The organism is Arthrobacter sp. UYCu723 (assembly GCF_054059215.1).
Genome location: NZ_JBSSBW010000001.1, coordinates 4,530,866 through 4,551,935, shown reverse-complemented (window position 1 = coordinate 4,551,935; position 21,070 = coordinate 4,530,866). Strand labels below are relative to the sequence as shown.

The 21,070-nt window shown below is 66.0% G+C and carries 16 protein-coding genes and 2 pseudogenes; 6 read left to right on the top strand and 12 right to left on the bottom strand.

Translation table 11 applies throughout. The features are described from left to right. Positions 1–215 precede the first annotated feature (215 nt). The 4 genes and pseudogenes from ACVWZ8_RS21210 to ACVWZ8_RS21195 form a co-directional block, all read right to left on the bottom strand. Complete coding sequence (locus tag ACVWZ8_RS21210) at positions 216–965, bottom strand: maleylpyruvate isomerase family mycothiol-dependent enzyme (RefSeq protein WP_456505737.1); 750 nt, start codon at positions 963–965, stop codon at positions 216–218. Beyond that, complete coding sequence (locus ACVWZ8_RS21205) at positions 965–1,801, bottom strand: fumarylacetoacetate hydrolase family protein (RefSeq protein ID WP_456505736.1); 837 nt, start codon at positions 1,799–1,801, stop codon at positions 965–967. The genes ACVWZ8_RS21210 and ACVWZ8_RS21205 overlap by 1 nt, the downstream gene beginning before the upstream one ends. Next, positions 1,798–2,953: pseudogene (locus tag ACVWZ8_RS21200) on the bottom strand (cupin domain-containing protein). The gene ACVWZ8_RS21205 and the pseudogene ACVWZ8_RS21200 overlap by 4 nt, the downstream one beginning before the upstream one ends. 130 nt (positions 2,954–3,083) lie before the next feature. Continuing rightward, positions 3,084–3,872 (bottom strand): IclR family transcriptional regulator, encoded by a 789-nt coding sequence (locus tag ACVWZ8_RS21195; protein WP_456505996.1) that lies wholly within the window; start codon positions 3,870–3,872, stop codon positions 3,084–3,086. Between the two features lie 81 nt (positions 3,873–3,953). Between ACVWZ8_RS21195 and ACVWZ8_RS21190 the strand changes: the two genes are divergently transcribed. Together ACVWZ8_RS21190 and ACVWZ8_RS21185 are read left to right on the top strand one after the other, a co-directional pair. Further along, entirely contained in the window at positions 3,954–5,312 is a 1,359-nt protein-coding gene (locus ACVWZ8_RS21190; protein WP_456505735.1) for an MFS transporter, read from the top strand. Then, a complete protein-coding gene (locus ACVWZ8_RS21185) occupies positions 5,305–6,561 on the top strand; it encodes an FAD-dependent oxidoreductase (RefSeq protein WP_456505734.1) in 1,257 nt (418 codons plus the stop codon). Before ACVWZ8_RS21190 ends, ACVWZ8_RS21185 begins: the two co-directional genes overlap by 8 nt. A gap of 304 nt (positions 6,562–6,865) precedes the next feature. Here ACVWZ8_RS21185 and purU read toward each other — a convergent pair whose 3' ends face one another. The 7 genes from purU to glyA are packed head-to-tail and all read right to left on the bottom strand — an operon-like array spanning position 6,866 to position 15,676. Beyond that, the gene (purU, locus tag ACVWZ8_RS21180; RefSeq protein WP_456505733.1) at positions 6,866–7,750 is read right to left on the bottom strand and encodes a formyltetrahydrofolate deformylase; all 885 of its coding nucleotides are present in this window, start codon (positions 7,748–7,750) and stop codon (positions 6,866–6,868) included. A gap of 3 nt (positions 7,751–7,753) precedes the next feature. Further along, complete coding sequence (locus ACVWZ8_RS21175; protein ID WP_456504137.1) at positions 7,754–9,169, bottom strand: L-serine ammonia-lyase; 1,416 nt, start codon at positions 9,167–9,169, stop codon at positions 7,754–7,756. Further along, the gene (locus ACVWZ8_RS21170) at positions 9,169–9,804 is read right to left on the bottom strand and encodes a sarcosine oxidase subunit gamma (RefSeq protein WP_456504138.1); all 636 of its coding nucleotides are present in this window, start codon (positions 9,802–9,804) and stop codon (positions 9,169–9,171) included. Before ACVWZ8_RS21170 ends, ACVWZ8_RS21175 begins: the two co-directional genes overlap by 1 nt. After that, complete coding sequence (locus tag ACVWZ8_RS21165) at positions 9,797–12,763, bottom strand: 2Fe-2S iron-sulfur cluster-binding protein (RefSeq protein WP_456505732.1); 2,967 nt, start codon at positions 12,761–12,763, stop codon at positions 9,797–9,799. The genes ACVWZ8_RS21170 and ACVWZ8_RS21165 overlap by 8 nt, the downstream gene beginning before the upstream one ends. Beyond that, positions 12,760–13,104 carry a sarcosine oxidase subunit delta gene (locus tag ACVWZ8_RS21160; protein WP_456505731.1) on the bottom strand — a complete coding sequence of 115 codons (345 nt, stop codon included), beginning with the start codon at positions 13,102–13,104 and terminating at the stop codon, positions 12,760–12,762. The genes ACVWZ8_RS21165 and ACVWZ8_RS21160 overlap by 4 nt, the downstream gene beginning before the upstream one ends. A 14-nt stretch (positions 13,105–13,118) precedes the next feature. Next, complete coding sequence (locus ACVWZ8_RS21155; protein ID WP_456505730.1) at positions 13,119–14,339, bottom strand: sarcosine oxidase subunit beta family protein; 1,221 nt, start codon at positions 14,337–14,339, stop codon at positions 13,119–13,121. Continuing rightward, positions 14,336–15,676 carry a serine hydroxymethyltransferase gene (gene glyA, locus ACVWZ8_RS21150; protein ID WP_456505995.1) on the bottom strand — a complete coding sequence of 447 codons (1,341 nt, stop codon included), beginning with the start codon at positions 15,674–15,676 and terminating at the stop codon, positions 14,336–14,338. Before glyA ends, ACVWZ8_RS21155 begins: the two co-directional genes overlap by 4 nt. Before the next feature lie 159 nt (positions 15,677–15,835). On the opposite strand from glyA, the gene ACVWZ8_RS21145 reads away from it, so the two are divergent. The 4 genes and pseudogenes from ACVWZ8_RS21145 (at position 15,836) to ACVWZ8_RS21130 (ending at position 20,743) form a co-directional block, all read left to right on the top strand. Next, the gene (locus tag ACVWZ8_RS21145; RefSeq protein ID WP_456505729.1) at positions 15,836–16,510 is read left to right on the top strand and encodes a GntR family transcriptional regulator; all 675 of its coding nucleotides are present in this window, start codon (positions 15,836–15,838) and stop codon (positions 16,508–16,510) included. Positions 16,511–17,163: 653 nt separating this feature from the next. Then, positions 17,164–18,519, top strand: coding sequence for an MFS transporter (locus ACVWZ8_RS21140; protein ID WP_456505728.1), 1,356 nt, complete (start codon positions 17,164–17,166; stop codon positions 18,517–18,519). Positions 18,520–18,578: 59 nt separating this feature from the next. After that, positions 18,579–19,835, top strand: coding sequence for an aminopeptidase P family protein (locus ACVWZ8_RS21135; protein WP_456505727.1), 1,257 nt, complete (start codon positions 18,579–18,581; stop codon positions 19,833–19,835). An 84-nt stretch (positions 19,836–19,919) separates the two neighbouring features. Next, positions 19,920–20,743 (top strand): annotated as a pseudogene (locus ACVWZ8_RS21130) (IclR family transcriptional regulator). 18 nt (positions 20,744–20,761) lie between these two features. Here ACVWZ8_RS21130 and ACVWZ8_RS21125 read toward each other — a convergent pair. Then, positions 20,762–20,929 (bottom strand): helix-turn-helix domain-containing protein, encoded by a 168-nt coding sequence (locus tag ACVWZ8_RS21125; RefSeq protein ID WP_456505994.1) that lies wholly within the window; start codon positions 20,927–20,929, stop codon positions 20,762–20,764. Between the last annotated feature and the right edge of the window lie 141 nt (positions 20,930–21,070).

The window sequence follows — 21,070 nt, the reverse complement described above, 5'->3', positions numbered from 1 at the left end:
AGGAGGCACCGACATTAATGATGGAATGAGTGGTACCGCGGTGTGACTCAGGCACCGACTGACGGCTTCTGGCCTGTCTTCTAAATGATCAGTCCACCGCGGTACCACCGCAGGAAACGCGGCGGCCAGGTGGACATGACTTAATAGAATGGTTCCAAAAGACCCATTACCGTCTCGTCTGCCCACCCGGCACTACCGACGCACGCACCCAGGATTCAGATCCACTTGGGTGCTGCCGGTACCTGGCCGAGGGCTGCGCCGTTCTCTGCGGTGACGCCGCCGCTGCCACGGCCTGCGGCCCATTCGACCACTGCGGCCAACGATCCGGATACCACTGTGGGGGACGCCGACGTGGAGTCCCCGAACGTGAGATCGCGGTCAGTTACCTTAACCACGAGGCCCTCGTCCGTGCCGCGGGCCTGCCAGGCGCCGGTGATATCCCGGAGGAGCCGCTCCAGCACGGGTACCGGGATGTCCCCGAAGGCGGCGCCGTTGGCCAGGTCGACGGCGTGCATCCAGACTTCTCGGCTGCGCATCCAGACCGTTTCCGTGGCAGGCACTTCCCGGCCCTGGATCGTCCGCACTTTGTGGCGCCAGGCGTCCTCCAGCAGGTCGCGCCATTCGACGTTCAGGTGCACGGCGGAGTGGTCAAACAGGTTCCGCAGCGCGATCGGGCTCAGCGTGGCGCCGAAGTCGATCTCGTGGTCACGGACCGCGGTGGACGGGTACATCGGGGTTTCCACTCCGGTGGCCGCCCACTCGATGAGCCGGGCGATGGCCCGGGCGTTGTAGCCGATGTGCGCCGTGATGTGGCGGCGGGTCCAGCCCGGCAGCAGCGAATCGCCGTCGAGCTCCGCGTCACTGAGTTCGTTGAGCTTGCGGGCGAAGAACGCCGTGCCCCGGCGCGCCTGCAGCAGTGCCACAAGCAGCTCTGGGTCCGTGGTCTGGTCGTGGCGGGCAACCATCAGGCTTCCTTGACCACACGGTTCTTCAGCTGGCCCAGTCCCTCGATGGTGGTAACCAGGAGCTGGCCTTCCTGCAGGTAGCGCTTGGGGTCCTGGGCGTGGCCAACACCGCCGGGGGTGCCGGTGGCGATCACGTCGCCCGGGTTCAGCGTGATGATGGTGGAGATGTAGGAGACCAGGTACTCGGGAGTGAAGACGAGGTCGCCGGTGGGGGTCTGCTGCTGGACTTCGCCGTCGACCTCGGAGGTCATCAACGGGCCGGCGGTGAATTCGTCCTTGGTGACAAGTGCGGGCCCGAACGGGGTGGACTTTTCCCAGGTCTTGCCCTGCAGCCACTGGATGGTGCGGAACTGGTAGTCCCGCATGCTCACGTCGTTCAGCACGGCGTAGCCGGCGATGTGGTCCGCGGCGTCGGCTTCGCTGATCCGGCGGCCTTTCTTGCCGATGACGACGGCGAGTTCGGCCTCCCAGTCGACGGCGTCGGATTCCTGCGGGAGGGCCAGGTCATCGTTCGGGCCGATCAGGGATTCCTGGTACTTGGCGAACAAGGTGGGGAACTCGGGGACTTCCCGGCCCATTTCCTTGATGTGGTTGCGGTAGTTGTGGCCCACGCAGATGATCTTGCCGGGGGAGGGGACGACGGCGTCGAGGTCCGCGCCGTCGAGCGGGTGCGTGGCGCCGTTGGCTGCCTTCGCGGTCGCCTCCCAGCCTGCTGAGCGGAGCAGCTCTCCGACGTCGGCAAAGCCGTTGATCTCGGTCAGGGTGTCGCCGTCCTGGCGGACGGCCTGGGCTACTGTTTTGTCCCCCTGGGGGAGGCGGAGGGTGAGGAGTCTCATTTGTTGCGTCCTTCGATGTAGGTGCGGTTGAAGTTCAGCCGTTCGAAAATGGGGGCGTCACTGAAGCGGAAGAGATCGAACCCGGTGTCCGCCTGCAGGTCCGCCTGCAGCTCGGCCCGGAGGGACCATTCTGTCCAGGACGGGACGACGAAGAGGTCGCCCTTTTCCAGGGTCCTGGTTTCGCCGTTCAGGACCACGGAGCCGGAGCCTTCGAAGACCTGCCAGACGCTGGAGCCGACTTCGCGGACGGCTTCGGTGGAGGCGCCGGCGCGGAGGCGGTGGAATTCGGCCCTGATGGTCGGCATCACGTCGCCGCCGGTGGTGGGGTTGGTGTAGCGGACGGCGGCGTGGCCCTGGGACACAGTGGCCGGGTGGCCCTCGTCCTCGAGCAGCAGCTGCTCGCGCAATGCCCGGTCCGTGTGTTCCCAGCGGTAGGCCGCGATGGGGGAGCTGGTGGTGTCATCCAGGCCGGAGAGCGGACGCAGGCCCGGGTGGGCCCAGAGCCGCTCGGCCCGGGAGATGTCCGGGGTGGCCTCGTCCGTGACGCGCTCGGTGCCGAACTCGAAGAAGCCGGCGTCGGCGTAGTGCACAAAGGGGATGTCCAGGCCGTCGATCCAGGCCATGGGCTCATCGGTGTCGTTGTGGTGGCCGTGGAAGTTCCAGCCCGGGGTCAGCAGGAAGTCGCCGCGGGGACATCCGCACCGGGTCCCCGTTCACCACCGTCCAGACGCCTTCGCCCTCGACGACGAAGCGGAACGCGTTCTGGGAGTGGCGGTGCTCGGGCGCGGTCTCGCGGGCGCCGAGGTACTGGATGGCTGCCCACAGCGTGGGGGTCGCGTAGGGCGTGTTCGCCAGGCCCGGGTTGGCCAGGGCAATGGCGCGGCGTTCGCCGCCGCGGCCCACCGGGACAAGATCGCCCGCCCGGGCAGCCAGCGGGTACAGGTCGCTCCACCGCCAGACGTGGGGCACCGCCTTGGGGGTCGGGACCATCGGCATCAGGTCGGCGATCCCGGTCCAGAGCGGGATCAGGTTCTCGCGGTCAAAATCCCGGTACAGCTCCTTCAGCTGGGCAGCCTCTTCGGGCGTCGGCTCCGGAGCAGTGTGCCCCGCGGCCACTGATTCATGAGTCGTGTTCTCGGCGCTGATGGACACGTGGGCCTCCTCGGTAGGTCAGAACAGTTCTTTGGCGTAGTTCGACTCTACGGACGCAGGTATGTGATCCCGAGCATATTCTGCTGGTCAGAATTGATTGACTGTTCCTGCTGGGTGGCCAGCCAGGTGCTCAGCCCGGCCCGGCCGGATTCGCCGCGATATCGATCTCCAGCTGCCGGCAGGTTTCCTGCAGGGCGGGGACGAGCCCGGAGTCGAACACCCGGCGGAAGCGGGTCGCGGGAGTGGCGACGCTGAGCGCGCCGACCACCTGCCCGTGCCGGTTGTGCAGGGCCATCCCGAGGGCGCTCACACCCTCCTCCGTGCCTTCGAAATTGGCCGCGAAGCCGTTGCTGCGGACGGACGCCAGCTCGCGCAGGAACGCCGGGTAATCCGTCGCCGGAATGGTGTCCCCGCCAATCTCGGCATTGTTGCTGCGGAAGAGCTGGTCGATCATGTGGAGTTCCAGTTCGGCGAGCATGGCCTTGCCTCCGGAGGTCTTGTTGGCTGGCATCACCGTCCCCTGCCGGTCACCAACCCGTAACACATTGTCCCCTTCCACCGTGGCCAGGAACCGCACTTTCGTACCCACCCGCACCATGAGGTTGACGGTCTCGTTGAGTTGCGCGGAGAGCAGCTCCATGTGCGGCTGGGCGAGCGAGCGGAGCAGCCTGGTCCAGCTCAGCCCGGCCGGCCCGACGCCCATTGCCGGGCCGGGGACATAGCGGCGGGTTTCATCCTGTACGGCGAAACCCCGGTAGACCAGCATCGCCAAGAGGCGGTGGGCGGTGGACGGGGCCACGCCCAGCTCCTCGGCGGCGTCCTTGAGCCGCAGTGCGCCGCCGTCGCGGAGCAACTGAAGGAGCTGCAAGGCGTTGTCGACTGCCTCGATGGAATAGGTGGGCCGCTTCTGTACGGGCATCCGGGCGGACTTGGCTGATGGGTTGTTCTGCACATCAGAATTGTATTGTGGTTCACCTGTGACCGCTACGACAGTAGTGGGATGAATCACACACCTTCCGCCGTAGCACCGCAACTGTCCTCGCCGGGGGCTCCCGCCCCCACTACCGCCGATGGGCCTGCATCAGGGTTCTCCAAAGGCTCGGCAGCAGCCGTCCTCGTCTGCTGGCTATTGGTGGTCTTCGATGGCTACGACCTCATCGTCTACGGCACCGTCCAGTCCTCCCTGATCTCCGAGACCGGCTGGGGCCTGAGCAAGGCCACCGCCGGGACCATTGGATCCATGGCCTTCCTCGGCATGATGATCGGTGCCATCTTTGCCGGCCGGATGGCCGACTCCTGGGGCCGCCGCCGTACCATCCTCGGCTGCGCCATCATCTTCTCGATCTTCACCATCCTCTGCGCCTTCGCCCCCAACGCCGCCGTCTTCGGGGCACTGCGGCTCCTCGCCGGCGTCGGGCTTGGCGGACTGGTGCCCTCGGCGAATGCACTCGTTGCCGAGCTGGTCCCCACCAAATGGCGGTCCACCATCGCTACCCTGATGATGTCCGGCGTCCCGATCGGCGGATCCATTGCGGCCCTCGTCGGCATCCAGCTGATCCCCGCCTTCGGCTGGGAGTCCATGTTCCTCGTGGCCGTGCTCGCACTGATGATCGTGGTGCCGCTCGGACTGAAATACCTTCCGGAGACGCTGGCCCCGGTCCGCGCCACAGGCAGTGCAACAGGCAAAGCTGCACGCAAGGCAGCCGGCAGCGGTCGCAAGATCATGGAGCCGTCAGGCTTCAAGTCCCTGCTCCGCGCCCCGTACCTGGGGGTCAGCGTGCTTTTCGCCCTGGCGACGCTCGCCACACTGTTTGCTTGGTACGGGCTGGGCACCTGGCTGCCCAACCTCATGCAGCTGGCCGGGTACAACCTGGGCTCCGCCCTGACCTTCGCCCTTGCCCTTAACCTCGGGGCGGTGGCCGGCTCGGTCATCACGGCCTGGGCAGGCACCCGCTTCGGTCCGATTCCGACCGCCATCGCCGCGGCCGCCGTCGCCGCCGGCGCGCTGGTGGTCCTGGTCGCGGGACCGCCGGTCAGCGTCGTGTACCTCATGCTGGTCCTCGCCGGCGTCGGCACCCACGGCACGCAGTGCCTCATCATCGCCGCCGTCGCGAGCCACTATCCCGGACACCTGCGGGGGACCGCGCTGGGCTGGGCGCTGGGGACCGGCCGCATCGGCGCCGTCGCCGCACCGCAGGCAGGTGGCCTCCTGCTGGCCGCCGGGCTGGGTGTCAGTTCCAATTTCCTCGCATTCGCCGGTGCCGCCGCGATCGCCGCGGTCCTGCTGGCCGCTGTCGGCCTCAAACTGAAGTCAAAACTCTCCATCTCACCCTCACCAACAGGAGCAAGCAATGTCTGAGCACGCCACGTCCACCGATGTCCTCGTCATCGGAGGGGGAATGGCCGGACTGGCCGGAGCCCTCGCGCTGCGGGAAAACGGCGCCAACGTCACCCTCGTGGAGCGGGCCCCTGAATTCGGCGAGGTCGGCGCGGGGCTGCAGATGGCCCCCAACGCGTCCCGAGTCCTCAAACGCTGGGGCCTGCTGGAAAAGGCACTGGAAATCGGCGTCCAGCCCAAACACCTGGTCTTCCGCGACGCCGTCACCGGCGAGGAGCTCACCCGCCAGACGCTCGACGGGGAATTCGCGGAACGCTACGGCGCACCGTACGTTGTGATCCACCGCAGCGACCTGCACCGGGTCCTGCTCGAAGGCTGTGAGGCGGCCGGCGTCAAGCTCGTCAACGACGTCCTAGTCGAAAGTGTTGAGACCGTGAACGGCCGGGGTGTGGCCCACACCGCCGCAGGCGTGGACTACGAGGCCGACGTCGTGATCGGCGCCGACGGACTCAAGTCCACCCTGCGCCCGCTCGTCGCCACCGACCAGCCGGTCCCCTCGGCCTACGTGGCCTACCGAGGCACCGTGCCGATCACCGAAAACACGCCCAAGGCCGACCTCGAGGACGTGATCGTCTACCTCGGCCCGGACTGCCACCTCGTGCAGTACCCGCTGCGCAAGGGCGAGCTGCTGAACACCGTGGCCGTTTTCAAGTCCGCCTCCTTCGAGCGCGGCGAAGAGCAGTACGGGGGAGTGGACGAGCTTGAGGCCGCATACAAGGATTGCGTCCCGGCCGTTCAGGAAGCGCTGAAGAACCTGGGCACCGGCATCCGCTGGCCCATGTACGACCGCGACCCGATCGTAAACTGGGTCGCCGGCCGGATGGTGCTGATGGGCGACGCCGCCCATCCCATGCTCCAGTACCTCGCCCAGGGCGCCTGCCAGGCGCTCGAGGACGCAGCCGTGCTGCAGGACGTCAGCAACGGCACCGTGTTCACCCCGGACGGCGTCAACCCGGAAGCCTGGGACGACGCCATCAAGGAATTCAACAACCTCCGCGCCGGCCGAACCGCCCGGGTCCAGCGCACCGCCCGCATCTGGGGCGAATCCTGGCACGTCTCCGGACTGGCCCGGACGCTGCGCAACCTGCTCTTCAAGAGCCGGAAGGACAACGACTTCCAGTACAACGACTGGCTGTACGGCCAGACCGGCGATGGCGTGCCGGCCGTTGACGTGACTCACTCCAGTCTGGCGAACCGGATTTCTGCCTGACCTGGCGACGGGTCCCCGGACCGGAGCACGTTCCGACCGGCACACTCAAACCAGCAGGCATCAGCCGAATACTTGCAAGAAACCCATAGACACTCAAAAGCACGGGGTGCGGACATTGCCCACACCCCGTGCTTTTGACTTGGCCGCACCGGCGCCGGATCGGGCCGGATTGGCGATGTCTTCAGGGGATTGAGCTTTGTGTCTGCGGTCTGGAGTACGGTCCGAGCCACACTTGGGCCCACGATTCCCCCTCGACAGCCCTCCGGAAGTCTGGGCACGTGCTGTATCTAGCGCAGTAGGACAACTAGCGCAGTACGACGGTCCGGTTGCCTTGGAGGAAAACGCGTCCCTCGCAGTGCCAGCGGACGGCGTTGGACAGTGCTTTGCACTCGGTGTCCCGTCCGGCGGCCACGAGATCGTCGGGCCCGTAGGTGTGGTCCACCTCCACCACCTGTTGGGAGATGATGGGCCCTTCATCGAGCTCCGCGTTGACGTAGTGGGCGGTGGCGCCGACGGTCTTCACGCCGCGGGCGTGCGCCTGGTGGTAGGGCTTGGCGCCCTTGAAGCTGGGCAGGAAGGAGTGATGGATGTTGATGGCGCGGCCGTCCAGGCGGCGGGTGAGTTCGTCGCTGAGGACCTGCATGTACCGGGCCAGCACCACCAGTTCGACATCCAGCCGGTCGACGAGCTCCAGGAGGCGTTCCTCGGCTGCCGGCTTGGTGTCTGCCGTGACGGGCACATGAAAGAAAGGGATGCCGTGCCATTCCACGATCCCCCGGTGGTCCGGATGGTTCGAGACGACTCCGACAGTATCGATGGGCAGTTCACCGATGCGGGCGCGGAACAGCAGATCGTTGAGGCAGTGCTCGAATTTCGAGACCATGATCAGGACCCGGCGTTTCGTCCCGTAAGCGCGCAGTTGCCACTGCATGCCAAATTTTTCGGCTACGGGCACGAAGGCATCCCGGAGCGTATCAGTGATGGCAGGTTTGCCGGCCGGGTCTCCGTCCGAAGCAAAGTGGATCCGCATGAAGAAGTGGCCGTTCACCTCTGAGTCGAACTGCTTGCTTTCCAGGATGTCGCAGCCTTGTTCCAGCAGGAATCCGGAGACGGCGTGGACGAGCCCCCGTGTTTCCGGGCAATCGAGGGTCAGGACGTATTCAGCGGCGCTGCCAGTTAGGGTTTCCACGGTTCAGCACTCGATCACGTTCACGGCGAGGCCCCCGCGGGAGGTTTCCTTGTACTTGGTTTTCATGTCCGCTCCTGTTTCGCGCATGGTCTTGATGGCTTTGTCCAGCGACACTTTGTGGCTGCCGTCGCCGTGGAGGCACAGGCGGGCGGCGTTGATGGCTTTGACGCTGGCAATGGCATTGCGTTCGATGCACGGAATCTGCACCAGCCCGCCGACAGGGTCGCAGGTCAGCCCGAGGTTGTGTTCAATCCCGACCTCGGCGGCGTTTTCCACCTGCGCCGGGGTGCCGCCGAGGACTTCGCACAGCCCGGCCGCCGCCATGGAGCAGGCCGATCCGACCTCGCCCTGGCAACCGACCTCGGCCCCGGAGATGGAGGCATTGATCTTGAACAGGATCCCGACGGCGGCGGCCGTCAGCAGGAAACGGACGACGCCGTCGTCGTTGGCTCCGGGGACGAACTTGACGTAATAGTGCAAGACGGCCGGCACTATGCCGGCCGCACCGTTGGTGGGTGCGGTGACGATCCGCCCGCCGGCGGCGTTCTCCTCGTTGACGGCGAGGGCGAACAGGTTCACCCACTCCATGGCGAGCAGCGGGTCGGCAGGCACCTGCACCGGGGACGGGTTCCGGGCTTCCGCGTCGGCGCTGACAGCGGTTGCTGCCAGCGTCCTGAACAGGGAAGGGGCCCGCCGCTTGACGTTCAACCCGCCGGGCAGGATTCCCTCGGCCGCGCAGCCGTTCTCCACGCACTGGCGCATGACCGCCCACAGGGCCAGGAGCTTGTCCCGGAGTTCGGCCTCGCTGTGCCAGACGAGTTCGTTGGCGAGCATGACCTCGGCGATGGACATGCCCTCCCGATCGCAGATGGCCAGGAGTTCGTCGGCTGTTGTGAAGGGGTAGGGCAGCACGGTGTCGTCTGCCACCACCTGGTCGCCGGCGTCGGCATCGCCGTCAACCACGAAGCCGCCCCCAATGGAATAGAAGCTCCGTTCGCTGAGGACGGCGCCGGTGTGGTCCAGCGCCCGGAAGGTCATGCCGTTGGGGTGGGCCGGCAGGGACTTGCGGCGGTGCAGCACCACGTCCTCGTCCCAGTTGAAGTCCACGCGGTGGTCTCCGCCGATCCGGAGTTCGGCATCCAGGGCAGCGGCCGCCACCTGGTCATCGGCGGTTCCGGTGTCCACACTCTCCGGGTCCTGGCCCTGAAGGCCCAGGACCACGGCCTTGTCTGAACCGTGGCCCCGGCCGGTGGCGCCGAGGGAGCCGAACAGTTCGGCCTGCACCCGTGTGGTTGAGCTCAGGAGCCCGCCGCTTTTGAGGCCGTCGGCAAAGAGCTTCGCCGCCCGCATCGGGCCGACCGTGTGGGAGGAGGACGGCCCGATGCCAACAGAAAACAGGTCCAGGACGCTGAGCGCCATCAGGGGACCTCGGGGGAGGCGTATTCGCGCATCGCGTCGAGGAGCCACCGGCCAAGGAAGTCCGCGAACGATGCCCGGGGGAAGAGCCGGAAGCTTTCCTCCCCGGTCTTCTGCAGCACAACCGGGATGTTGCCGACCTCGGTGGCGAGGGCTGTTCCGGGCTTGAAGACGCGGGGGTGCAGGTCCAGGGAGCAGCCCTTCTCCAGGACGGCCCGCGCCCGGGGACCGGACAGTTCGAACGTGGTGCGGTTGGCGGAGAGATCCACCACCTGGCCCGGGGCGTCGCCCAGTGCTTCCGTGAGAGAGCCGATGAGGTTGCCGCCAAGGGAATCGTGGGCAGCTTCCGGTGCCACGACCATGAACTCGGACGGACCGAGCCAGAGGACGCTGATGCGGTCCGAGCCGGTCACGTCGCCGCAGCGTGCCGGCAGGCCGCCGGTAAGGGACGCGATCCGTGATCCTTCCTCGGAGCGGGGGTCAACGCGGATTCCGGCCATGGTCTGGAAGGGGCCTTCGTTGAGGACTACTTTTCCCGGGATGGAGCCGGATTCAAGTGCGGGCGTCAGGTGGGAGGCGGGGCTGCGGCGGATGTCCCGCAGTCCATTGACGCCATGGAGTGCTGCTGTATTAGCCATCTTTGCGGGTCCCTTCAGAGTCAAAAAGTACGGTTTCTGCGACAACGACGTCCACCAGCTGGTCCCCGGCGGCGGCCACCAGGGTTTCGCCGATCCGGTTGCGGCCGTTCTTGATCAGGGCCAGGGCGAATGAGCGTCCCAGCGCCGCACTGTGGTAGCTGGAGGTCACGAATCCCTGCATGGGGACGGGGCCGTAGGCAGGGTTGACGGTGATGTCCTGCTCCACCAGCTGGGTGCCTTCGGGCAGCCGGATCGTGCCGTCCACGGGCAGGACGCTGACCAGGTGCTTCCGGTCGGTGCGGCCGGCATCCTTGCGTGCATAGGAGCGTTTGCCGATGAAGTCCTTGACCTTGGATACGACCCATTCCATGCCGGCGTCCTGCGGGGTCACGGTCCCGTCGGTGTCCTGCCCGACGATCGGGTAGCCCTTCTCGGCCCGCAGCACGTGCATCGTTTCGGTGCCGTAGGGGGTGATGTTGAATTCCGCCCCGGCCGCGGCCACGGCTTCCCAGGTGTTCAGCCCGTACCAGGCCGGGATGTTGATTTCGTAGGCCAGTTCGCCGGAGAACGAGATCCGGCAGATCCGTGCCCGGACGCCGGAGGCCAGGGTTGTTTCCTTGAACATCATGAACGGGAAAGCCTCGGCCTCGAGGCCGCCGTCGGCAGCCAGTTCCGGGGCCAGCTTCGCGACGACGGCGCGGGATTTCGGTCCGACGACGGCGATGGTGGACCACTGCTCCGTGACGGAGGTGCAGTGCACGTCCAGGTCCGGCCATTCGGTCTGCAGCCATTCCTCCAGCCAGTCCAGCACCTTCGCGGCGCCGCCGGTGGTGGTGGTCATGAAGAACCGGTCCGCGTCCAGGCGCAGCGTGACGCCGTCGTCGAAGACCATCCCGTCCGGCGTGCACATCACGCCGTACCGGGCCGAGCCCGGCGCCAGTTTCTTGAACGCGTTGGTGTAGATGCGGTTCAGGAACTCGCCCGCGTCCTTGCCGCGGATCTCGATCTTGCCCAGCGTGGTGGCGTCCATGAAGCCCACGGAGTCCCGGACGGCGGCGCATTCACGCAGCACCGCGGTGTCCATATCCTCCCCGTCCTGCGGGTAGTACCAGGGCCGCTTCCACTGCCCCACGTCTTCGAAGAGCGCCCCCCTCGCGACGTGCCAGGCGTGGATGGAGGTGAGGCGGGCAGGGTCGAAGAGTTCGCCGCGCTGGCGTCCGGCCAGGGCAGCGAACGCCACCGGGGTGAAGGGGGCGCGGTACGCGGTGGTACCGATTTCCCCGATCCCGGGTGTGCCGTCGGCGGACCCCCCGCCACCGTGCTTGAGGGCCGCGGCGATGACACCGATCGCGTTCACCCCGGAGGTCTTGCCCTGGTCGTTGGCGGTGCTGATGGACGTGTAGCGCTTGATGTGCTCCACCGAGCGCATGCCGGCCCCGGTGGAGCGGAGGACGTCGGCCACGGACTGGTCCCGCTGGAAGTCGACGAAGTGGTGGTGCCAGTCCTCCGGGCCGCCTTTCTGCCCGGGGACCAGCCACAGCTGGCGGGTCGGTGCGGAGGCGCGCGGCGCCGTCGGCGTTACCGGCTTTGCATCGGAGTCGGCGGCGGAGTCGAAGCCGACGGCGCCGACCGCCGAGTCCCCGGCTGCGATGCCTTCGGCGACGCAGTCGTCGAGTTCGAAACTGCCGCGGCCCGAACCGGCCACCTGCTGGCTGGGAACCACGCTGCTGGGCACGAACGCCGCCAGGTCCTCGTCCCAGCGGAGCTTGCCCTGGCGCTGGGAGTGCAGGTGCACCACGGGTGACCAGCCGCCGGAGACGGCCAGCAGGTCGCAGGAGAGCTGTTCGACGCCGGAGGTGAGTTCGCCGGCGTCGTTGATGCTCCGGACAGTGACGCCGAGGAGCCGTTCCTGGCCGGTGGTGTCGGCGACGGCGCTGCCAATCAGCACCCGTGTGCCGGCTGCGGCTGCTGCGGCTGCCTTTTCGCTCAGCTGCGCACGGGCGTCCACGACGGCTTCGACGGTGATGCCGGCGGCACGGAGGTCGGTGGCCAGGCTGTAGGCGCTGTCGTTGGTGGTGCCGATGACCACCCGGGAACCGGCGGCCACGGCGTAGCGGTTGAGGTAGCTGCGGACCGCGGAGGCGAGCATGATGCCGGGGCGGTCGTTGTTTTCGAAGACCAGCGGGCGTTCGTGTGCGCCCGGGGCCAGGATGACCTGGGCGGCGCGGATGTGCCAGATCCGTTGGCGGGACACGCCGGGTGCGGCCGGGGTGAGGAAGTGGTCCGTCCGGTTCTGGGCCGCGATGACGTAGTTGGAGTCGTAGGAGCCGAAGGCGGTGGTGCGGTTCAGCACCGTGCACTCGGCCGCGGAGATCAGTTCGGCTTCTACATTGGCCACCCAGTCAAGCGCGGGTACCCCTTCAATGGTGTCCGCGAGTGCCGGATCGGTGGATCCGGACAACAGCGAGCCGCCCAGTTCGGGCTGGTCGTCAATGAGGATGACCCGGGCGCCGGCACGGACGGCCTGGCGCGCTGCGGCCAGGCCTGCCGGGCCGCCGCCGACCACGAGGACGTCGGTGTGGACGTACTTCTTGTCGTACTCGGCGCGGTCCTCGTCCGGGTCCAGCTTTCCCAGTCCGTTGAGGAGTTCGGCGCCGAGGCCGTCCACGAGGGACACTGTGGTGGCGGGGAGCATGGACTCGGCCACGTGGCCCGGGAACCGGGCGGCGATCTTGACGAGGGCGTTGGATTCCTCGACTCCGGCGGACATGATGCCGCGGGGCCGGTCCTCGTAGAGGGAGTTGCCCGCAGTGATGTGGCCGTTGGCCAGCAGGGCGGAGGCGAGGGTGTCGCCGGGGTGGCCGGCGTATTCACGGCCGTCCAGGGTGAAGCGCCAGGTGACGCTGCGGTCGATGCGTCCGCCGGTGCCAAGACGCGCGGGCTGCTGCTGAGCGGTCATTTGATTGCTCCTTCCGGGGAGACGGGGCTGGCGACTGTGGGGGCAGTGGTTCCCGTGGCTGCGTTTTCCTTGTCAGGGCGCGGCTGGCCCATCGGGTAGACGGCCTGGATGTCGTAGGTGACGGTGTCGCGGAGCATGTTGAACCATTGCCGGCAGCCGGTGCTGTGCAGCCAGCGTTCGGCGAACGCGCCTTTGGTGTTGTCGCGGTAGAACAGGTACTCGGCCCATTCGCGGTCGGTGAGTTCTGCCGGGTTTTCGGGGTAGGCAATGTGGGCCTGGCCGCCGTACTGGAATTCGGTTTCGTCCCGGGGGCCGCAGTTGGGGCAGGGGATCAGGAGCATGTCCATACCTCTTTCTAGTGGGCCACGGCGGCGGCGCCGTGTTCGTCGATCAGGGCGCCGGTTTCGAAGCGTTCCAGGGCGAAGGGTTGGTTGAGTTTGTGCGGCGTTCCGGTGGCGATGGTGTGCGCGAACGTCATTCCGGCCGCCGGGGTGCCCTTGAATCCGCCGGTTCCCCAGCCGCAGTTGACGAACATGTTCTCCACCGGGGTGGTGCCGACGATGGGGGAGGCGTCGAGGGTGGTGTCCACGATCCCGCCCCAGGTCCGGAGCACATGGGCGCGGGCGAAGATCGGGAAAAGTTCGACGGCGGCTGCCATCTGGTGCTCGATGACGTGGAAGGAGCCGCGCTGGCCGTAGCCGTTGTAGGAGTCGACGCCGGCGCCCATGACCAGTTCGCCCTTGTGTGCCTGGGAGACGTAGACGTGGACGTGGTTGGACATGACCACGGTGGGGTGGACGGGTTCGTGCAGTTCAGACACGAGTGCCTGGAGCGGGTGGGATTGGATCGGCAGCCGGAAGCCGGCCATTTCGGCGAGGACCGAGCTGTGGCCGGCCGCGCAGAGACCGACCTTTTCGGTGTGGATGGTGCCGCGGCTGGTCTTGACACCCACTACGCGGTTCCCGTCCTTGAGGAAGCCGGTCACTTCGCAGTTCTGGATGATATCCACGCCGAGCTCGTCGCATTTACGGGCGAAGGCCCACGCGACGTGGTCGTGCTTGGCGATGCCGGCGCGGGGCTGGTAGGTGGCACCCATGACCGGGTAGCGGATGTTGTCGTTGATGTTCAGGATCGGGCAGAGTTCCTTGACCTGCTTGGGGTCCAGCCACTCGGCGTCCACGCCATTGAGCTTGTTGGCGCCGACCCGGCGCATGCTTTCGCGGACGTCGCCGAGGGTGTGGGCCAGGTTCATCACGCCGCGCTGGCTGAACAGGAAGTCGTATTCGAGTTCCTCCGGCAGGATTTCCCAGAGCTTCAGGGCGTGCTCATAGATCGCCGCGCTCTCGTCCCAGAGGTAGTTGGAACGGATGATGGTGGTGTTCCGGGCCATGTTGCCCCCCGCGAGCCAGCCTTTTTCGAGGATGGCGATGTTGGTCATCCCGTGGTTTTTGGCCAGGTAATAGGCGGTGGCCAGTCCGTGGCCGCCGCCGCCGACAATCACGGCGTCATAGGATGACTTGGGCTCGGGGTTGCGCCAAAGGAAGTCCGGGTGTTCCGGAAGCTGTTCCGTGGTCATTGTGCTGCTCCAATCAGTTCTGCCTCAAGCCCGGATGCCGCTGCCTTGCCGCCAAGGTGCGGGTACAGAGGGAATCGTGCCGCCAGGGAGGCCACGCGCCTGCGGAGGCCGGCGGCGGTTTCGTCGCTGAGTTCGTTGTCTGTTGCCGGTGAAATGAGTGCGGAGGCGATGATGTCAGCCACCTCCGTGAATTCCGGGGCGCCGAAGCCGCGGGTGGCCAGGGCGGGGGTGCCGATCCGCAGTCCGGAGGAGACCATGGGCGGGCGGGGGTCAAACGGAACCGCGTTCCGGTTCACGGTGATGCCGATCCGGTGCAACCTGTCCTCTGCCTGCTGCCCGTCCAGCTCCGAGTGCCGCAGGTCCACCAGGACCAGGTGCACATCGGTGCCGCCGTTGACCACGGAGATCCCGGCTCCCGCGACGTCATCGCGCAGGAGCCTTGACGCGAGAATGCGGGCACCCTCGAGGGTGCGCTCCTGGCGTTCCTTGAACTCGGCCGAGGCGGCGATCTTGAAAGCAACGGCTTTGGCCGCGATCACGTGTTCCAGCGGACCGCCCTGCTGGCCGGGGAACACGGCGCTGTTGATCTTGCGCGCATACTCCTCTCTGCTTAGGATCACCCCGCCGCGCGGGCCGCCGAGGGTCTTGTGCGTGGTGGTGGTGACGACGTCGGCATACGGCACCGGGTTCGGGTGCAGCCCGGCGGCGACGAGTCCGGCGAAGTGCGCCATGTCCACCATCAGGTAGGCGCCCACCAGATCCGCGATCCGGCGGAACTCCGCGAAGTCCAACTGCCGGGAGTACGCCGACCAGCCGGCCACGATCATCTTGGGGCGGTGCTCGAGGGCCAGGGCCTCGACTTCGGCCATGTCCACCACGTGGTTGTGCTCGCTCACATGGTACGGGACCACGTTGTAGAGCTTGCCGGAGAAGTTGAGGCGCATGCCGTGGGTCAGGTGGCCGCCGTGCGCCAGCGAGAGCCCCATGATCGTGTCGCCCGGTTCCAGGAGGGCAAACATGGCCGCGGCGTTGGCCTGAGCGCCGGAGTGCGGTTGCACGTTGGCGGCCTCCGCGCCGAACAGGGCCTTCACCCGGTCGATCGCGAGCTGTTCGATAACGTCAACGTGCTCACAGCCGCCGTAGTAGCGCTTGCCCGGGTAGCCTTCCGCGTACTTGTTGGTCAGGACCGAACCCTGCGCCTCCATCACCGAAGCCGGGGCGAAATTCTCGGACGCGATCATCTCCAGGGCGGACTGCTGGCGTTCCAGTTCAGCGGTTATGGCGGCGGCAACGTCGGCGTCCACCTCGGCGAGGGAACCTGTGAGTGCTTCCAGCATCATTTTTCTCCTTCGAAAAGTTTGCCCTTGGGCTGATCAACAATTGATCTCTAACTGATATATTAGCTGTGGTGCAACAATATGTTGAAGATCACAGCAGGTCAATAGCAGTGTTTGTCCTAGCCGAATGCCCTACCGGGCCAGAAATAAGGAGCCCTGATGACCTTGACGCTGGAGAATCAGCTCATCTCAGGAAATCCGGACCTCTCGCTGGCCGAGCGGGCTTACCGGCATCTGCGGGACAAGCTCATCATGCTGGAGATCCGGCCGGGCGAGGCGATCAATGACGGCCAGCTGGCCGCCGAACTCGGCATTGGCCGCACTCCCGTGCGGGAGGCGTTGAAGCGTCTGGAGAGCGACCATCTGGTGGTCTCCTATTCCCGCCGGGGAACGTTCGCCACGATCGTGGATATCACCGAACTTGCCGACGTCTCCGATGTCCGTGAGTTGTTGGAACCACTGGCGGCCCGCCGCGCCGCTACCAACGCCAGCGCAGACATGCGCGCGGAACTCCGCAACGTGGCCCGCACCATCTCCGCCATCGATGCCAAGCCCGATGACAAGCGCGAGCTCATGCGCTACGACCTCACCGTGCATCGGCTGATCTACCGTGCCGCAGGCAATCTCCACCTGGAAGACACCCTGATCCGCTACGACAACCTGGCCACCCGGATCTGGTGCCTGGTCCTGGACAAGGTGCCCTCCGTAACGGGGCACATCACCGAACATGTGGAATTACTGGAGGCAATTGCCGACGGGGATGCGGACCGCGCCGGTCAGCTGGCCCTGGAACACGTCACCAGTTTTGAGCAGGCCGTCCGCAGCGTGCTTTAGCGCGTGCTTGTCTGAGGACCGGCGGGGCCGATGGCCAAGACGGGCCGAGACGGTACGAGCGGTTGCCAGCACACTGCCGGAGAGTGCGGTGATGCGGTCCGGCCCTGTCCTGGACCGTGGTGCCGACATCGTAATGCAACCCGCCACCTCCTTCCGCCCTCCAGCAGTCCTCAACCTTGGCAAACGGAAGCTGGGCCAGGAATACGCGCACCGGAGAGCTTTCACAAAGGTTGTACCGCGTCCCGATGGCAGCTGTGTGTTTCACCTCCCGCCACATACCTCACGGTGATTGCCGCCGCGGCGTTGCTGGCCGCTTTCCTCCTGCCGGAAACCAGCGGCCGTTCGATGCGGACGTCATCAGCCGCAGATTTCGGGCCAACGCTGCGGCAGCTCCCGGCAACGAGACCGCGCACAGGGGCTGAGCTCCGACAACACAGTACTGCAACGGTGTTGTGCTTATCGCAACCCGAAATGGTTTCGGCGGTACGGGCTCATCCTGCCCGACTCACGGCCAGCCTTGGTCGTTCTCCCAGCTTTCACAGCACAGATATTTACTGCCGCCACCAAAAAACCATTGACTGTGGTCCGCATCACTCTTAGTCTGGTGCAACAGCGTTGCGTTCATTGCAACCCCAAAAATCATTGGTGGATCTATGAGTAACGAAACAACTTCCATGGCTGCATCGGCGTCATCGCCGCTCGGCGGCCAGCCCGTACCCGTCAACGGCGACGACATCAGCAAGGACACCCGGCGCAGAGTCATCGCTGCCAGCTTCATCGGCAACTTCGTCGAATGGTTCGACTACGCCGTTTACGGCTATCTGGCCGCAACAATCGCCGTGGTCTTCTTCCCCGGATCCAACCCCCAGACCGGGCTTCTGCTGACTTTCGCACTGTTCGCAATATCGTTCCTGGTGCGGCCGCTCGGCGGTTTCGTCTGGGGCCATATCGGCGACAAGGTCGGCCGGCGGACCGCACTCTCCCTGTCAATCCTGATCATGTCCGGGGCGACCTTCTGCATCGCACTGATCCCCGGATACAACACGATCGGCATCTGGGCTCCGATCCTGCTCCTGGTCGTCAGGGTCGCGCAGGGCTTCTCCGCCTCCGGTGAATACGCCGGAGCGTCGGCCTTCCTGGTGGAGTACGCCCCGGCCAACAAGCGCGGCCTGTACGCCGCGGTCGTTCCCGCCAGCACCGCCGCGGGCCTGCTCCTCGGCTCCCTGATTGCGGGCCTGCTGACAGTCCTGCTCAGCACCGAGGCAATGCAAAGCTGGGGTTGGCGCCTGCCGTTCCTGCTGGCCGCCCCGATGGGCCTGATCGGACGCTACATCCGCACCAAGCTGGAGGACACCCCGGTGTTCCGCGAACTGGCCGCCGAGGGCGAGGCCGTCAAGGCACCCGTGTCCAGCCTGTTCCGGAAACACTGGCGGCAGCTGCTGCAGGCCGTCGGAGCAGTGCTGCTCAACGCCGTCGGCTTCTACGTGATCCTCAGCTACATGCCGACCTACCTGTCCTCGGAACTGGGCCTCGGCGAAACCGAGTCCTTCCTGGCCACCACCATCGCCCTGCTGACGTACATCGGGTTCATCTTCCTGACCGGAATGCTCTCGGACCGCTACGGCCGCAAGAAGGTGCTCATCAGCGCATCCATCACCTTCATCGTGCTGACGGTGCCCGCCTTCGCGCTGCTGGGCACCGGGAACTTCCTGGTGATCGTCCTCGTCCAGATCCTGCTGGGCGCCATGCTCACCCTCAATGACGGCACACTGCCGAGCTTCCTGGCGGAAATGTTTCCAACCCGCGTCCGCTACAGCGGCTTCGCGGTCAGCTTCAACCTCTCCAACGCGCTCTTCGGCGGCACGGCTCCGTTCATGGCCACCCTGCTGATCGCCGCCACTGCCAACGATCTGGCTCCGGCCTGGTACCTCGTCGGCGCAGCGATCATCTCCCTGATCGCCGTCGCACTCTCCCGCGAAACCTGTAAAGAACCGCTCCGCCACGAATAGTCCGGCCTGCTCCAAAATTCTTCATCTACGGAACCGCACCAAAGAAAGGCATCACCACAATGACCACCACAGCATCCGAGAACGCCACGTCCATCGCCGAACTGGAGCGCCTGAAGGTCCTGCACAATGGCCAGAAGGAAAAGCTGACGTTCTCCACCGCCGAATTTGAGCGCCGGCTCGCCGGCCTCCGCCGGATCATGGCCGAGAAGAACCTGGACGCTGTCGTCCTGACCAGCTACCACTCCATCAAGTACTACTCCGACTTCCTCTTCACCTACTTCGGCCGCTTCTACGCCATGGTGGTCACCAAAGACGACACCGTGACCGTCACCGCCAACATCGACGCCGGCATGCCGTGGCGCCGCAGCTACGGCGACAATGTCGTCTACACGGACTGGCGCCGGGACAACTACATCTTCGCCATCCAGGAGGCCCTGCGCACGCGGGGCATTTCCGTCCGCCGGCTGGGCGTCGAAGACGACTCACTGCCGCTGGACAACCGGAACAAGATCCAGGCGGCCTTCGAATCGGCCACCCTGGTGGACGTCGCCCAGGCAGCCATGCGCCAGCGGATGATCAAGTCGGCCGAAGAGATCGAGGTCATCAAGCACGGTGCCCGCATCGGCGACCTGGGCGGAGAAGCCATCCGCAACGCCATCACCGCCGGGATCACCGAATACGAGGTCGCCCTGATCGGTACCGAAGCCATGGTCCACGAAATCGCTAGGACCTTCCCGGACTCGGAAATCCGGGACACCTGGGTCTGGTTCCAATCCGGCATCAATACCGACGGCGCCCACAACTGGGCTACCACCCGCAAGATCCAGGAACACGACATCCTGTCCCTGAACTGCTTCCCCATGACCTCCGGCTACTACACCGCCCTGGAACGCACCCTGTTCTACGGCGAACCCGACGCCCGCTCCCTGGAGCTGTGGAACATCAACGTGGAAGTCCACAAACGCGGCCTCGAACTCATCAAGCCGGGAGCTGTCTGCAAGGACATCGCCGCCGAACTGAACGAGATCTATGTGGGCCACGGGCTGCTGGCCAACCGGACCTTCGGCTACGGACACTCCTTCGGCGTCCTCAGCCACTACTACGGCCGGGAAGCCGGACTCGAGCTCCGCGAGGACATCGACACCGTGCTGGAACCGGGCATGGTGGTCTCCATGGAGCCGATGATCACCGTCCTGGACGGCCAGCCGGGCGCCGGCGGCTACCGTGAGCACGACATCCTGGTGGTCGGTGAGGACGGAGCCGAGAACATCACGAAGTTCCCCTTCGGCCCCGAATACAACATCGTGGGCGCCTGACCGGCCCACGCCCCCTGAAAGGGACGGACAGAGAAGCGGCGCCACGGTCAACGTGGCGCCGCTTTTCGGCCCTCATACGGAATGATGGTAGACACCATGACCCCAGCAGAATCTCCCGACACCAACGGAAACGGCGACACCAAAGGCACCTCCGTCATCGTCAACGCCATCGCCGTCCTGCGGACGTTCACCGCCGATGAACCACTGCTCGGAGTCACCGAGATCGCCAACCGTGTCGGCCTGCACAAAAGTACCGTTTCCCGGATCCTTTCCACCTTCGAACAGGAACACCTCGTGGAACGGGACCCGGAAACGCGCCGTTTCCGCCTGGGCCTAGGGCTGATCGCGGTTGCCGGCCCGTTGCTCGCGGAACTCGAGGAACGGCGCGTGGCATACCCGGTCCTGCGGGAACTCACCGAACAGACCGGCGAAACCAGCGCCCTCATGGTGTGGAACGGCACCGAATCAATGTGCGTGGAACAGATCGCCAGCCACCAGCAGATCAACACACCACCCCGCTGGGAGCCCGGTACAAGGACGCTATGAGCGCGTCCGTTCAGGTCTTCCTTTCCGCCGAACCCGCCGAGCGTGTCCGCGCCCTGCTCCGCAGCGGAGCCATCACCTATCCGGGGCTGGATGATGCCAGCCTGGACGGCTACCAGATCAAACTCGGCGACGCAATCCGCCGAGGTTGGGCTATCAACTACGGTGAATCCTCCATCGACGAAGTCGGCGTGGCCGCGCCCGTCCATGACCACCGCGGCGATATCGTAGCCGCCGTCCTCATCCCGGCCCCCCGGTTTCGAGTTTCCCGCGAGCGACTGCAGGGTCTGGGCGAGGCATGCGCCGCTGCTGCGCACCTGGTCACCACCCGTCTGGGCGGACGTCCGCCCGGGAGCTCAGAATAAGCGGGCCAAGGCTAGGGCTCAGGCGAGTCTGGCAAGCCGGGTGGCCAGATGCAATGCTGCCAGCCGGCCCGTACTCCGGGGGTCACCGTCGCACAGTTCGAAGATCCGCCGCAGCCGTTGGTGCATCGACTGCCGCTCCACATGGAGCTCTCTGGCCGCGTATGCGGTGTTGCATCCGCATTCCATCCACATTGCCAGCGTATCGAGTAGCCGCGAATTGCGTTGCTCATCATGATCCAGGAGCGCTCCCAGTTGCTGGCCCACGAAGATCCGTCGTTGATCGGGGTCCAGAGATTGAACGGCGAGACGTTCCACTGCAAATGCCTC

Excerpts from the sequence above, each read along its gene's own strand:
- ACVWZ8_RS21175 (WP_456504137.1), bottom strand. The coding sequence starts at position 9,169 with ATGGCGCTCAGCGTCCTGGACCTGTTTTCTGTTGGCATCGGGCCGTCC.
- ACVWZ8_RS21205 (WP_456505736.1), bottom strand. The coding sequence starts at position 1,801 with ATGAGACTCCTCACCCTCCGCCTCCCCCAGGGGGACAAAACAGTAGCC.
- ACVWZ8_RS21185 (WP_456505734.1), top strand. The coding sequence starts at position 5,305 with ATGTCTGAGCACGCCACGTCCACCGATGTCCTCGTCATCGGAGGGGGA.
- ACVWZ8_RS21210 (WP_456505737.1), bottom strand. The coding sequence starts at position 965 with ATGGTTGCCCGCCACGACCAGACCACGGACCCAGAGCTGCTTGTGGCA.
- ACVWZ8_RS21160 (WP_456505731.1), bottom strand. The coding sequence starts at position 13,104 with ATGCTCCTGATCCCCTGCCCCAACTGCGGCCCCCGGGACGAAACCGAA.
- ACVWZ8_RS21190 (WP_456505735.1), top strand. The coding sequence starts at position 3,954 with ATGAATCACACACCTTCCGCCGTAGCACCGCAACTGTCCTCGCCGGGG.
- ACVWZ8_RS21145 (WP_456505729.1), top strand. The coding sequence starts at position 15,836 with ATGACCTTGACGCTGGAGAATCAGCTCATCTCAGGAAATCCGGACCTC.
- glyA (WP_456505995.1), bottom strand. The coding sequence starts at position 15,676 with ATGCTGGAAGCACTCACAGGTTCCCTCGCCGAGGTGGACGCCGACGTT.
- ACVWZ8_RS21155 (WP_456505730.1), bottom strand. The coding sequence starts at position 14,339 with ATGACCACGGAACAGCTTCCGGAACACCCGGACTTCCTTTGGCGCAAC.
- ACVWZ8_RS21195 (WP_456505996.1), bottom strand. The coding sequence starts at position 3,872 with ATGCCCGTACAGAAGCGGCCCACCTATTCCATCGAGGCAGTCGACAAC.
- ACVWZ8_RS21140 (WP_456505728.1), top strand. The coding sequence starts at position 17,164 with ATGAGTAACGAAACAACTTCCATGGCTGCATCGGCGTCATCGCCGCTC.
- ACVWZ8_RS21170 (WP_456504138.1), bottom strand. The coding sequence starts at position 9,804 with ATGGCTAATACAGCAGCACTCCATGGCGTCAATGGACTGCGGGACATC.
- ACVWZ8_RS21125 (WP_456505994.1), bottom strand. The coding sequence starts at position 20,929 with ATGGAATGCGGATGCAACACCGCATACGCGGCCAGAGAGCTCCATGTG.
- ACVWZ8_RS21165 (WP_456505732.1), bottom strand. The coding sequence starts at position 12,763 with ATGACCGCTCAGCAGCAGCCCGCGCGTCTTGGCACCGGCGGACGCATC.
- ACVWZ8_RS21135 (WP_456505727.1), top strand. The coding sequence starts at position 18,579 with ATGACCACCACAGCATCCGAGAACGCCACGTCCATCGCCGAACTGGAG.